8 protein-coding genes are annotated in these 11,836 nt (G+C 67.4%); 3 read left to right on the top strand and 5 right to left on the bottom strand.

What is annotated here, in order from left to right:
* Positions 1-29: 29 nt before the first annotated feature.
* From L8H00_RS03210 to L8H00_RS03200, 3 genes are all read right to left on the bottom strand, one after another.
* Positions 30-1,328 carry an Hsp70 family protein gene (locus tag L8H00_RS03210; protein WP_242095765.1) on the bottom strand — a complete coding sequence of 433 codons (1,299 nt, stop codon included), beginning with the start codon at positions 1,326-1,328 and terminating at the stop codon, positions 30-32.
* A 76-nt stretch (positions 1,329-1,404) separates the two neighbouring features.
* A complete protein-coding gene (locus L8H00_RS03205) occupies positions 1,405-3,195 on the bottom strand; it encodes an IlvD/Edd family dehydratase (RefSeq protein WP_242095764.1) in 1,791 nt (596 codons plus the stop codon).
* 11 nt (positions 3,196-3,206) lie between these two features.
* Positions 3,207-4,355, bottom strand: coding sequence for an aldose epimerase family protein (locus tag L8H00_RS03200; RefSeq protein ID WP_242095763.1), 1,149 nt, complete (start codon positions 4,353-4,355; stop codon positions 3,207-3,209).
* Positions 4,356-4,488: 133 nt separating this feature from the next.
* Here L8H00_RS03200 and L8H00_RS03195 point away from each other — a divergent pair, with 133 nt between their 5' ends.
* Positions 4,489-5,793: a sugar MFS transporter gene (locus tag L8H00_RS03195; RefSeq protein ID WP_242095762.1), complete on the top strand. Its 1,305-nt coding sequence runs from the start codon at positions 4,489-4,491 to the stop codon at positions 5,791-5,793.
* A gap of 181 nt (positions 5,794-5,974) precedes the next feature.
* Here L8H00_RS03195 and L8H00_RS03190 read toward each other — a convergent pair whose 3' ends face one another.
* Together L8H00_RS03190 and L8H00_RS03185 are read right to left on the bottom strand one after the other, a co-directional pair.
* Entirely contained in the window at positions 5,975-6,388 is a 414-nt protein-coding gene (locus tag L8H00_RS03190) for a MerR family DNA-binding transcriptional regulator (RefSeq protein ID WP_242095761.1), read from the bottom strand.
* Positions 6,389-6,405: 17 nt separating this feature from the next.
* Positions 6,406-8,097 carry a long-chain fatty acid--CoA ligase gene (locus L8H00_RS03185; RefSeq protein ID WP_242095760.1) on the bottom strand — a complete coding sequence of 564 codons (1,692 nt, stop codon included), beginning with the start codon at positions 8,095-8,097 and terminating at the stop codon, positions 6,406-6,408.
* A gap of 129 nt (positions 8,098-8,226) precedes the next feature.
* Between L8H00_RS03185 and L8H00_RS03180 the strand changes: the two genes are divergently transcribed.
* Together L8H00_RS03180 and L8H00_RS03175 are read left to right on the top strand one after the other, a co-directional pair.
* Positions 8,227-9,363: a thiolase family protein gene (locus L8H00_RS03180; RefSeq protein WP_242095759.1), complete on the top strand. Its 1,137-nt coding sequence runs from the start codon at positions 8,227-8,229 to the stop codon at positions 9,361-9,363.
* The gene (locus L8H00_RS03175; RefSeq protein ID WP_242095758.1) at positions 9,363-11,690 is read left to right on the top strand and encodes a 3-hydroxyacyl-CoA dehydrogenase/enoyl-CoA hydratase family protein; all 2,328 of its coding nucleotides are present in this window, start codon (positions 9,363-9,365) and stop codon (positions 11,688-11,690) included. Before L8H00_RS03180 ends, L8H00_RS03175 begins: the two co-directional genes overlap by 1 nt.
* Positions 11,691-11,836 lie beyond the last annotated feature (146 nt).

The following is an 11,836-nucleotide window of genomic DNA, read 5'->3' as shown; positions in this document are numbered from 1 at the left end:
TGGGGTGCCGGCGTTGCGAACTCTTGTGGTCATGCGGCCCAGGCGGCGACGTCGTTCTGCTCGCCGATCAGCGCGAGGCCATGCGCCACCGACGTGAGTTCGCCACCGCTCGCGAGGCGTTCCTCGCCGAACCGCTCGGCGAACAGGCGGCGCAACCGCGGCGTGAGCGAGGTGCCGCCGGTTAGGAACACCCGGTCGATCGCCGCGGCCCCGATGCCCGCCGATTCGAGCGCGCGGTCCACCGCCGCCTCGATCCGTGCCACGTCGGGCGCGATCCACGCCTCGAACTGTGCGCGAGTCACCCCGGCCTCGATCGAAAGACCGCCGCCTTCGAACGCGAAGCGTGCGTCCTCGCCCGTCGAAAGCGCGCGTTTGGCCGCACTCACCGCATCGTAGAGCGCATAGCCCTGTTCGCCCTCGATCACCGCGATCATTCGCCCGATCGCGGCAGGATCGATCGCGGCGCGGCGCAGCGTCTCCAGTTCGGCCAGCGTCCGCCGGTTGCGCATCAGCGCGAGCCGCGACCAGTCGCCGAAATCGGCATACCAGCCGCCGGGGATCTCCAGCACCTTGTCGAACGAGCGATAGCCGCCGCCCTTGCCGAGCAGCGGCAGGACGAGCTGGTCCATCAGCCGATAGTCGAACCGGTCGCCTGCGATGCCGACGCCGGCCGAGCCCAGCGGGATGCAGCGCCGCGCCGCGCCAGGCTTGGCGATGTGCACGACCGAGAAGTCACTGGTGCCGCCGCCGAAATCGGCGACCAGGATCGTGGCGGGTTCGGTGATGCGCGCGGCATAGCTGAACGCCGCGCCGATCGGTTCGTAGACATAATGGATCTCGGCGCCGAGTCCCGCCATCATCGCCCCATAGCGTTCGCGCGCCAGCGCTTCGTCGGGGCGATGGCCGGCATAGGTCACCGGCCGCCCGACGATGACGCGCGCCGCGCCGCCGTCGAGCAGACCGCCGGCGCGCGCCGCCATCTTGTCGAGGAACAGCCGCCCGAGCTCCTCGAACCGGTAGCGGCGTTCGAACACGCTCGCATGTTCGAACGAGGCGTTGGCGGCGACCGACTTGAACGATTGCAGGAATCGGCTGCTGCCCGGATCGGCGAGATATTCCGCGATCGCCCAGGGGCCGCCCTCCGCCGCGATCCCGCCGCGGGTGTCGTCATCCTGCCAGAAGCAGAGCGCCGAGCGGAAGACCGGTTCTGGCTCGCCATCCGGCCCGGTCAGCGCCACGAGTTCGGCGACCCCGCCGCGCGCTACCGCGGCGACGGTGTTGGTGGTGCCGAAATCCAGTCCGAGCGCGAAGGGGGGAGGGTTCGTCATGCCGCGCGCCCTACACGCCCCGTCGGGGTCCGCAAGCCGCCGGGTGGCACATGCATCGTCACCCGGCGGATGCGTGTCAGTGGTTGTCGCGCGGCAGGCCCATCGTCTGGGCGATGCGCTGGTATTTCTCGGCGCCTTCGAGGATCGCGCCGTCCTGCATCTGGCCGACCACACTGCGCTGGATCTCCTGCCACGGCGTCTGCGAGGCGGGATAGGCATAGCCGCCCGTCGCGGTCAGCGCCCGCCGCCGCTCGGCCAGTTCGTCATCGGGAATCAGCACGTCGGCGCTGCCGCGACCCAGATCGATGCGGACCCGGTCGCCGGTGCGGATTAGCGCCAAGCCGCCCATCGCCGCCGCTTCGGGACTGGCGTTCAGAATCGACGGGCTGCCCGACGTGCCCGATTGCCGGCCATCGCCGATGCAGGGCAGCGCATGCACCCCCTCGCGGATCAGATAGGCGGGCGGCCGCATGTTCACGACTTCGGCCGCGCCCGGATAGCCGATCGGCCCCGCGCCGCGCATGAAGAGCAACGTATCGGTGGTGATGCCGAGCGACGGATCGTCAATCCGGTGATGATAATCCTCCGGCCCGTCGAACACGACCGCGGGCCCTTCGAATGCATCGGGATCGTCCGGATTGGAAAGATAGCGGGCGCGGAATTCGGGGCTGATGACGCTCGTCTTCATGATCGCGCTGTCGAACAGATTGCCGCGCAGCACGATAAAGCCCGCTTCCTCCTTCAACGGCTCGGCGAAGCGGTGGATCACCTTTTCGTCTTCGATCGTCGCTTCGCGGCAATTGTCGCCGATGCTCTTGCCGTTGGCGGTGATCGCATCCTCGTGGATCAGACCCTGGCGCATGAGTTCGCTCACCACCGCGGGAACGCCGCCGGCGCGATAGAAATCCTCGCCCAGATATTCGCCTGCGGGCTGCAGGTTCACCATCAGCGGCACCTTGTGGCCATGCGTCTGCCAGTCATCGATCGGCAGGTCGACGCCGATGTGACGCGCGATCGCGGCCAGATGGATCGGCGCGTTGGTCGATCCGCCGATCGCCGAATTGACGACGATGGCGTTGCGGAACGCCTCTTTCGTCAGGATGTCGCTGGGCTTCAGATCCTCGTGTACCATTTCCACGATCCGCCGGCCGGTGTGATAGGCCACCTCCTGCCGATCGCGATACGGCGCGGGGATCGCGGCCGAGCCCGGCAACTGCATGCCCAGCGCTTCCGCCAAGCTGTTCATCGTGGTGGCCGTGCCCATCGTGTTGCAATAGCCGGTGGACGGCGCGGACGAGGCGACGAGCTTGATGAAACCCGCCTCGTCGATCTCGCCCGTCGCGAGCAGCTCGCGCGCCTTCCACACGATCGTGCCCGAGCCGGTGCGCTCGCCCTTGTGCCAACCGTTGAGCATCGGCCCGACGGACAGCGCGATCGCCGGAATGTTCACGGTGGCCGCGGCCATCAGGCAGGCGGGCGTCGTCTTGTCGCAACCGATCGTCAGCACCACCGCATCGAGCGGATAGCCGTAGAGCGTTTCGACCAGCCCCATATAGGCGAGGTTGCGATCCAGCCCCGCGGTCGGACGCTTGCCCGTTTCCTGGATCGGGTGGACGGGGAATTCGAGCGCGATGCCGCCCATCTCGCGGATGCCCTCGCGCACGCGTTCGGCCAGCACGAGATGGTGGCGGTTGCACGGCGAAAGGTCGCTGCCCGTCTGGGCGATGCCGATGATCGGCCGGCCCGACCGAAGCTCCTCCAGACTGAGCCCGAAATTCAGATAACGCTCCAGATACAGCGCCGTCATGTCGATATTGTCGGGATTGTCGAACCACGCACGGCTGCGCAGACGGGGAGCATCGTTCATCGAAGTGTCTTTCAGCGGGTCGTGGAGAGGCGGTAGATCATGACATGCCGGTAAGGCTTGCCGGGATCGACGCGTGCCGAAACGAAGTTCGGCTGATTGGGCGCGTCGGGAAATTTCTGGGGCTCGAGCGCGATGCCGTCGCCCATCCGATAGAGATGGCCATGTTTGCCAAGATAGGTGCCATCGAGAAAATTGCCGGTATAGAATTGCACGCCGGGCTCGGTGCTCAGCACTTCGAGCACGCGGCCCGATTGCGGGTCCTCCAGTCGCGCCGCCAGTTCGGGTGTCGCGGTCAGGCCCTTGTCGAGCGCGAAATTGTGATCGTAGCCCTGGCCGTAGCGGATCTGCTGATCGCGGCCGTCGCGGATGCCGTCGGCGACTCGGCGGGGCGTGCGGAAATCGAACACCGTACCAGCGACCGGACGCAGCTCTCCCGTCGGGATCAGGCGGGCGTCCACCGGCGTGATCGCTCGCGCCGGGATCGTAAGCCGATGCCCTGTGGCGCCATCCGGCGAGCCTTCGCCCGCCAGGTCGAAGATGCCGTGGTTGGTCATGTTGACGATCGTCGGCTTGTCGGTCTTGGCCTCGAACGCGATGGTCAGCGCGCCGGCTTCGTCGAGCGAATAGGTGACGCTGACGTCCAGATTGCCCGGATAGCCGGACTCGCCATCGGGGCTGCGATGCGTGAGCACGACGCTGGCGTTCGCCCCGCTCTTCACCGACGCGATCCGCCACAGCGTTTTGTCGAAACCCTTGCCGCCGCCGTGCAGCGAGTTCGTCTTGTCGTTCAGCGGCAACTGATACGTCTTGCCATCGAGCGTGAAGCGGCCGCCGGCGATGCGATTCGCGTAGCGGCCGACGGTCACGCCGAAGAAATTGGGATGCTCGGCATAAGAGGACGCATCGTCATAGCCCAGCATGACGTCGGCGACCCGGCCCTGGCGATCGGGCGCCATCAGCGCCTGCAGCGTGGCGCCGTAGGTCAGGATCCGCGCGCTGACGCCGTGGGCGTTGGTGAGCGTGACGGCCTCGACCGCCGCACCGTCCTTCAGCGTTCCCGCCGGTTCGCGCCGGGCCTCGGCGGCATCGGCGATCCCGTGCGCCGCAATCGACGAGACCAAGGCGATCATCGCCGATCCCAGCTTGCTCATTCTTCGCATGCACCCCACCCTTGCTGACTGTCGGCCCCGTTGACGGGCCGTTCGATCCTATATAGTCCGACAAGAACAACGAGGGCAAGCTGTGCGGCAGACCTTTGGGTGCCGATACGGTATAGAAAAAGAGGATCAGGGCATGGCAACACCGATCGGGCTTACCGGCGCGGCGACGAGCGAAGCGGCGGGCGGCCCAAGCTATCGCTCGGCGCTGACGCTGCTGGCCAGCCTGTTCTTCATGTGGGGCTTCATCACGGTCATCAACAACACGCTGCTGCCGCATCTGCGCAGCGTGTTCGACCTGAGCTACACGCAGACCACGCTGATCGAGAGCGTGTGGTTTATCGCCTATTTCTTCGCCTCCATCCCCTCGGCCAAGCTGATCGAGCGGATCGGCTATCAACGATCGATGGTGTTCGGCCTCGCGCTGATGGCTGGGGGCGCGCTGCTGATGGTGCCCGCCGCGCGCATCCCCTCCTATGGCGTGACGCTCGTCGCGTTGTTCGTGATCGCCAGCGGCATCACGCTGCTTCAGGTCGCGGCTAACCCCTATGTCGCGGTGGTGGGGCCGCCCGAGACCGCGTCGTCGCGGTTGAACCTCGTCCAGGCGTTCAACTCGGCGGGTGCGACGCTGGCGCCGCTGTTCGGCGGCTATCTGATCCTCGGCCGATCGACGTCGGGCACGGCGGTGGCGGGCGCTGCCGCGCTGACGCCGGCCGAGCGGCTGGCCGACGCGCAATCGGTCGTGCTGCCCTATCTCATCGTGGCCGGCATTCTCGTCGTGCTCGCGGTCGTGATCGCCCGCTTTCCGCTGCCGGCGATGGGCGCGGCGACCGAGCGTGCGGCCAAGGCGGAGCGGCGCGGCCAGTCGCTCTGGGCGCACCGCAATCTGGTGTTCGGCATCCCGGCGATCTTCATATACCTGATCGCCGAGATCGGCGTGGCGAACCTGTTCATCAATTTCGTCAGCCAGCCGCAGATCGGCAACCTCACCCACGAACAGGCGTCGCATTATCTCTTCATCCTGTGGGGCGGGATGATGGTGGGGCGTCTGCTCGGCAGCTATGTGATGCGCACCGTGCCCGCCGAGCGCGTGCTGGCGCTGGCCAGCGTGGGCGCGTGCGCGGTGATGCTGGTCGCCAGCTTCGCCACCGGCCATGTCGCGATGTGGGCGCTGATCTCGGTCGGGCTTTTCCACTCGATCATGTTCCCGACGATCTTCACGCTGGGCATCCGGGGTCTGGGGCCGCTGACGGAAGAGGGCGCCGGGCTGCTCATCATGGCGATCGCCGGAGGTTCGCTGGTGATCGTACAGGGTTGGCTCGCGGACCATTACGGTCTCCAGGCGTCGTTCCTGCTGACCGCGGCGTGCGAGCTGTACGTGCTGTTCTACGCGGTCTGGGGCGCCAAGCCCACCGCCGCATTGCCCGAGCGGCAAATCTAGAACGGCATGACGTTAAATTGATCCAGTTTCTCTTCCGTTCGTGCTGAGCTTAGCGAACCGCGCTCTCCGCACGCGCCCTCGCAGTCTGAACAGGTCCCCTTCGGGGGAGCTCAGGACAGGCTTCGACAAGCTTGGGGCGAACGGGTCCAGGTAACGTCTCCCGCGCTAGGCGCGCCCACGCTCAGCCGGCGGCGCGCTTCGCCGGCTGGACGTGGGCGACGATCCGCTCCAGCGCCTGCTGCTCGATTTCGCCCAATTCGCCCAGCGTCTGGAGCAGTGCGCTCTGTTGCTTCTCCAGCTCGCCGATGCGCAGGCGGCAGCGCTCCGCCAGCGCGCGCATCTGTTCGACATGCTGCGGATCGGCCTCGTACAGATCGAGGAACTCGCGGATGTCGCGCAGTGAAAACCCCAGCCGCTTGCCGCGCAGGATCAATTGCATCCGCGCCATCTCGCGCCGGGTATAGACACGCGCGGTGCCGATCCGGTGCGGCGCGATCAGCCCGCGATCCTCGTAGAAGCGCAGCGTCCGCGTCGTGATGCCCAGCGCATCCGCCGTTTCCTGGATGCCGCGCAATTCGGTCTCGGCCTGGTCCAACCCATTCTCCCCTCGTGTCAGCCGCCTGCCGCTCTTGCGGTCTCTTCCTCGACCAGCTCCTTCTTGGAAAGCTTGCCGATCAACGTCTTGGGGAGACTGTCGCGGATTTCGACGCTGCGGGGAAGCTCGATCTTGCTGACCTTGTCACGCAAAAAATCGCGCAGCGCTTCACCCGTCACCGTGCCAGCGGCATGGAGCGTCACGAACGCCTTGGGCGATTGGCCGCGATAGGGGTCGGGAACGCCGATCACGACGGCTTCGGCGACCGCAGGGTGCTCGTAGAGCGCCTCCTCGATCACGCGCGGATAGACGTTGTAGCCGCCGCACAGGATCAGATCCTTGATCCGGTCCACGATGAACAGATAGCCGTCGGCATCGAGATGGCCCACGTCGCCGGTGCGCAGCGCGCCGTCGACGAAGGCGCCTTCGGTTTCGGCGGGCTGGTGCCAATAGCCGCTCATGACTTGCGGCCCGCGCGCGCAGATCTCGCCATTTTCCCCGCGCGGCAGCAGCATCTGGGGATAGGTGCGGTCGCGGATCTCGATCGTGGTGCCGGGGAAGGGGAGGCCCGCCGATCCCGGCCGGTTCGCGCCGTCGATCGGATTGCAGGTGATGATCGGCGAGGCTTCCGACAGGCCATAGCCCTCCACCAGCCGCGCGCCGGTGCGCGCCTCGAACGCGCTTCGTACCTCGGCGGGCAGCGCCGCGCCGCCCGAGATGCAGGCGCGGATCGCCGACAAGTCGATCGGCTGCGTCTCGGCGGCCTCGGCGATCGCGGCATAGATCGTTGGTACGGCGGGAAAATAGGTCGGCTGGCGCCGGGCGATCAGCGCGAGCGTGGCTTTCAGATCGTAGCGCGGCAACAGCAGCATCTCGGCGCCGGCACGGATCGCGAAGGTGAGCACCGTGGTGAGCGCGAAGACGTGGAACAGCGGCAACACTCCCAGCACCCGGTCCGGCTCCGTCCGCTCGCCGCCGACAAAGGCGACCATGGCGTCGGCATTGGCGACGAGATTGGCGTGGCTCAGCATCGCCGCCTTGGGCAGCCCCGTGGTGCCGCCGGTATATTGGAGGACGGCCACCGCCTCGGGCGACACCACGACCGGCGCCGCCTTGGCGTCCCCTGCCAGCAGATCGGCGAACAGCGCGTGCCGTGCGTCGCGGCGAACCCGCGCGATCTCGCGCCGTTTGAACAGGCGATAGGCGATCGATTTGAGCGGCGGCAGCGCGTCCGCGATCGGGCAGGTCACGACATGGGCGACGCCTACCTCCGCCGCCACCTTGGTGACGCGCGCATGAAGTTCGGGAATGTCGCAGGTGGCGATCACCGACGCACCCGAATCGACCAGCAAATGGCGCAGCTCGCGTTCGACATAGAGCGGATTGACGTTCACCACCGTGCCGCCTGCGCGCAACGTCGCGAAGAACAGGATCGGATAATAAGGCAGGTTGGGCAGGCACAGCGCCACGCGCGTGCCCCTCGTCACGCCCAGCGCCTGAAGCCCTGCGGTGGCGCGATCCACCGCTTCACCCAGCTCGCGATAGCGGGTGATCCGGCCGAGAAAGTCGATCGCGGCGCGTTCGGGAAAGCGCGCGACCGTATGGTCGAGCAGGTCGGTCAGCAGCCGCGGCACGAAGGCGAGTGGAATGCCCGTCGCCGATCCGTCCTGCCCATGGCCCGTTGCCGGCTCGCCGATCCCGTCATTCATGCTCGCTCTCCCGGTCATGTCGCGTCCGGCCATCTTGATGAGGCCCGGCGCTTTCCCTATACGGGAACTAGTGCACCTTTACGGCACATCGCAAGGCCCAGAGGCCGGCGTGCCAATCGAGAGGATCTTATGACCGACGTCGTGATCGCAGGCTATGCCCGCTCGCCCTTCCACCTCGCCGGCAAGGGCGATCTCGCCCGCGTGCGGCCCGACGACCTCGCCGCGCAGGTGATCCGCGGCCTGATCGAGCGCACCGGCGTCGATCCCGCCGAGATCGAGGATATCGTGCTCGGCTGCGCCTTCCCGGAAGGCGAGCAGGGGCTGAACGTGGCGCGGATGATCGGCCTGCTCGCCGATCTGCCGCTGTCGGTCGGCGGCATGACGGTGAACCGCTTCTGCGGATCGTCGATGAGCGCGATCCACATCGCGATGGGCCAGATCCGGATCGGTGCGGGCGAGGCGTTCATCTGCGCCGGCCTCGAATCGATGAGCCGCGTGCCGATGGGCGGCTATAATCCGTTGCCCAACCCGGCGCTCGCGAAGAAGAACGCCGGGGCCTATATGGGCATGGGCGAGACGGCCGAGAACGTCGCGCGCAACTATCAGATCACGCGCGCCGAGCAGGAGGCGTTCGCGGTGACGAGCCAGCACAAGGCCGCGGCGGCGCGCAGCGACGGACGCCTGGCGGACGAGATCGTGCCGATCACGACCAAGGCCGGCGTGGTGAGCGAGGACGGCACGATCCGCCCCGACACCAGCGCGGAGGGGCTGGCGGGGCTCAAGCCCGCCTTCGACCAGGAGGGCACGGTGACCGCCGGCACGTCGTCGCCGCTGACCGACGGCGCATCGGCGGTGCTCGTCACCTCGGAGGATTTCGCGAAGCGCCACGGCCTGAAGATCCTCGCGCGGATCGTCGCGGTCGGCGTGTCGGGCATCGCGCCCGAGACGATGGGGCTGGGGCCGATCAGCGCCTCGCAAAAGGCGCTGGCGCGCGCCGGCATCGCGACCGGCGATCTGGACATCGTCGAGATCAACGAGGCCTTTGCCAGCCAGGCGATCGCCTGCATCCGCGATCTCGGCCTTAAGGACGGCACGATCAACCTGGATGGCGGTGCGATCGCGATCGGCCATCCGCTCGGCGCCACCGGTGCGCGGATCGTCGGAAAGGCCGCCGCCCTGCTGGAGCGTGAGGGCGGCCGCTATGCGCTCGCCACCCAGTGCATTGGCGGCGGGCAGGGCATCGCCACCGTGCTGGAGCGCGTGTGATGGCCGATGTCATCAAGAAGGTCTGCGTGATCGGCGCCGGCGTCATGGGCGCGGGGATCGCGGCCCAGGTGGCCAATGCCGGCGTGCCCGTGCTGCTGCTCGATATCCCGGCGAAGGACGGTCCGGATCGCGACGCGGTCGCCAAGGGCTCGGTCGCCCGAATGCTCAAGACCGAGCCCGCACCGTTCATGTCCAAGGCCGCGGCGAAGCTCGTGGAGACGGGCAATATCGACGATCATCTGGACCGCGTCGCCGAATGCGACTGGATCGTGGAGGCGATCGTCGAGCGGCTCGACATCAAACAGGCGCTCTATGCGCGGCTGGAGACGCTGAAGCGTCCGGGCACGGCGGTCTCGTCCAACACCTCGACCATCCCGCTCGGCCATCTGGTCGAGGGGCGCTCGGATCAGTTCCGGCGCGACTTCCTCATCACCCATTTCTTCAATCCGCCGCGCTATATGCGCCTGATCGAGATCGTCCGCGGCGCGGACACCGATCCGGTGGTGGCGGGCAGGGTGGAGGCGTTCGTCGATCGCGCGATGGGCAAGCGCATCGTTCCTGCCAAGGATACGCCGGGTTTCATCGCCAACCGCATCGGCACTTATTGGCTGGCGGTCGCGATCAATGCGGCGATGGACCAAGGGCTGAGCGTCGAGGAGGCGGACCAGATCGGCGGCCGGCCGATGGGCGTGCCCAAGACCGGAATCTTCGGGCTGGTCGATCTCGTCGGCGTCGATCTGATGCCGCTGCTGTCGAAGAGCCTGTCGTCCACGCTGCCCGCGGGCGATCCCTATTTCGAGACGGTGCGGCCGATGCCGCTCGTCGACCGGATGATCGCGGACGGCTTCACGGGTCGCAAGGGCAAGGGCGGTTTCTACCGGCTCGACAAACAGGCGGACGGCCGCCGCGTGAAGCAGGCGCTCGACCTCGCATCGGGCGATTACCGCGCGCAGGCGGAGCCGGCGGCCTTGCCGCCCGCGGCGGAAAAGAACCTGGCGGCCCTGATCGACGCACCCGGCAAGGTCGGGCAGTTCGCCTGGGAGGTGCTCGGCAAGACGCTCGCCTATGCCGCGATGCTCGTCGGTGAGGCGGCGGACGATATCGTTGCGATCGATGACGCGATGAAGCTCGGCTACAACTGGAAATATGGGCCGTTCGAGCTAATCGACCGGCTGGGCGGCGGCATGCTCGCCACGCGGTTGCGCGCCGAGGGCAGGGCGGTGCCGTCGATTCTCGATACCGCGGGCACGCGCCCGTTCTACCGCGTGGAGGATGGTCGCCGCCAATATCTGACGACCGGCGGCGACTATGCCGATCTGCGCCGCGCTGACGGCGTTGTGCTGCTGGAGGACGTGAAGCTGCGCGAACAGCCGCTGCTGAAGAACGGCTCGGCGGCGCTGTGGGACGTGGGGGACGGCGTCGCGGCACTCGAATTCACCACCAAGATGAACGCGCTCGACGGCGAGATCATGGCGCTGATCGGCGAAGCGATCCCGCTCGTCGCCGCGCGATTCCGCGCCCTGGTGATCTACAACGAGGGGACGAACTTCTCGGCCGGCGCCAATCTCGGCGTCGCGATGTTCGCGGTGGCGGGCGGCCTGTGGGACATGATCGAGCAATCGGTCGCCGGTGGCCAGCAGGCGATGAAGGCGCTGAAATACGCGCCCTTTCCGGTGGTGGCGGCGCCCGCTGGACTGGCGCTGGGCGGCGGATGTGAGGTGCTGCTCCATGCCGACGCGATCCAGGCGCATGCCGAAACCTATGCGGGCCTTGTCGAGTGCGGCGTGGGGCTGATCCCCGGATGGGGCGGCAATGGCGAGATGCTCGACCGGTTCGCGCGTTCGCCGATGATGCCCAAGGGGCCGATGCCCGCGGTCGCCAAGGTGTTCGAGATGGTGTCGACCGCCAAGGTCGCCAAATCCGCCGCCGAAGCGCGCGAGATGATGATCCTGCGCGGCGGCGACGGCATCACCATGAACCGCGACCGGCTGCTGGCGGACGCCAAGGCCAAGGCGCTGTCGCTGGTGGAAGGCTATGCGCCACCCGCCAGGCCCGGCTATCGTCTGCCCGGCGAAAGCGGTCGCGCCGGGATCGCCGACGTGGTCCGCGGCTTCCAGGCGCGGGGCATCGCGACCGCCTATGACGGCGTGGTCGGCGAACGACTCGCACAGGTGCTGACCGGCGGCGACGCCGATCTGGTCGATACGGTGAGCGAGGAGGCGTTGCTCGATCTGGAACGCGCGCAGTTCATGGCGAGCATCCATGACGAGCGCACCCAGGCGCGGATCAAGCAGATGCTCACGACGGGCAAGCCGCTGCGCAACTGACACCCATCGACGCCGACATCACCGGGCATCCGCGCAGATGCCCGGTGATCCCCGAGACACAAGGCGCTTGACGCGAGCGGTTCGCGGATTAATTGCTTGCCGCATAGGTCAGCCAGTGCACGCTTTGGTCTAATGGCTGACGCAGA

It is taken from the genome of Sphingomonas sp. CROZ-RG-20F-R02-07 (assembly GCF_022662335.1).
GTDB lineage: Bacteria > Pseudomonadota > Alphaproteobacteria > Sphingomonadales > Sphingomonadaceae > Sphingomonas.
The sequence above is the reverse complement of the archived record's forward strand: the minus strand, read 5'-3'. Positions and strand labels throughout refer to the sequence as shown.